The following is a 1528-nucleotide window of genomic DNA, read 5'->3' as shown; positions in this document are numbered from 1 at the left end:
ACTAAGAAGGCTATCTCTGGCAAAACTGCCGCCGCAACAACCATTGCGATACCGATAACTGCGCGTTGTAGATTAGTTAATTCATTCCATGATTTCATAGTTTTTCCTTTTAGCACCTAACATTAAGCAAAGCGGCGCATTTGCGTGGGGCATAATGGCGAAGCCGCCCCGCGTAAATGCGTCCGAGCGACCGAAGGGAGTGGTCTTAAGCGCTTTGTTAGAAGCAGAGCCATTTCCTTTGGTCTGTTTTAAACTGTTGAAGCCAGCATACGATTGATTGTTAACACAAACAAGCAAAACGGTTGTGCAGTGATGGTTTTGACTTGATTGAAGCTAGCCGCCATTTGAGCTATCGAGTGTAATGGCGCTTACTGGACGAAAATAAGAACTTGGCGATTAAGCGCCTATTACACCACCTTTAAATTAACTGCGGCGGATATGAACCTAACACAAGCTAGAGCGATGCTAATGACAACAGGTGAGGGCAGTTGCACTGAGATTTGTATTAAGCCAAACGAAGTTTAGGCTGACGCCTTATAACTTTCCAATAACGGGCGCAGACATGTGGGGCATAATGGCGCAGCCGCCCCGCGTGTACGCGTCCCAGCGAACGTAGTGAGTGTGTTGATTGGGTTGTTATATGACAATGCTAAAATAACCTAAGACCAATAACCGCGGCACTTCAATTGAGGACTTTTTTTCTAAAAAAAAGAGTATAGCTAACCGTTAGCCAGTCATAGTTTACAGAAACAAGTTCCCAGCCTTTGTTACCCATATTACCGCAGAGTTCTTCTAATTCTTTGAGCTTTGTGGAGCGCAGCTTGAATACCCCACCTATAGTTTTTACTTCGTATTTAAACCTATCCATATTTGAAAGCGACTCTTGTCATATAACTTTTAAATAAGGGGCGCAGGCACGTAGGGCATAATGGCGAAGCCGCCCTGCGTGTATGCGTCCCAGCGAACGAAGTGAGTGACTTAATTTTTTTGTTATACGCGTTTTTCAACAAAGTGCATACCCCAGCGGTTTGATGCAGAAAGCATAAAGGCAAAATAAACGATTGAAAAAACACAGCCCAAGAATGCTTCACTTCCTGTTTTTAAGAGTAGAGATTTAAAGAAATTCACTACGAGGCAAAACAGACTTATAAACCAAATTGCTTTTAAAACGTTATCGTAAATATGGTTTTTTAGAATGCCGCTATGTTCTTGGAAGCTGAAGAAAAAGCCTGAAAGTTTACAAGTAAGCCAAGTTAAGAAAAAAGATGAGAATGAAATGAAGATTGCAGCTGCTATTTCTTGAGTAAACACGCCGATTAAAAACGCTGAACCACACCAAACTAGTGGTAATTTAAGCCCTAACTTTTGAGTAATGAGAAGATACTTAGGTTTTTTAAGCTGCATTTCTATCCTTGATGCTCATAGCGTATAACTTTTCAATAACGGGCGCAGGAACGTAGGGCATAATGGCGAAGCCGCCCTGCGTGTATGCGTCCCAGCGAACGAAGTGAGCGAGTTTATTGAGTTG

The 1528-nt window shown here is 42.5% G+C and carries 1 protein-coding gene; it reads right to left on the bottom strand.

The window, feature by feature from the left end:
* Positions 1-990: 990 nt before the first annotated feature.
* The gene (locus MHN02_RS21410) at positions 991-1404 is read right to left on the bottom strand and encodes a hypothetical protein (protein WP_239247963.1); all 414 of its coding nucleotides are present in this window, start codon (positions 1402-1404) and stop codon (positions 991-993) included.
* Positions 1405-1528: the final 124 nt, after the last annotated feature.

It is taken from the genome of Alteromonas sp. CNT1-28, from assembly GCF_022348345.1.
GTDB classification, from domain to species: Bacteria; Pseudomonadota; Gammaproteobacteria; order Enterobacterales; family Alteromonadaceae; genus Alteromonas; species Alteromonas macleodii.
This window is presented reverse-complemented; position numbering and strand designations above follow the sequence as displayed.

Excerpts from the sequence above, each read along its gene's own strand:
- MHN02_RS21410 (WP_239247963.1), bottom strand. The coding sequence starts at position 1,404 with ATGCAGCTTAAAAAACCTAAGTATCTTCTCATTACTCAAAAGTTAGGG.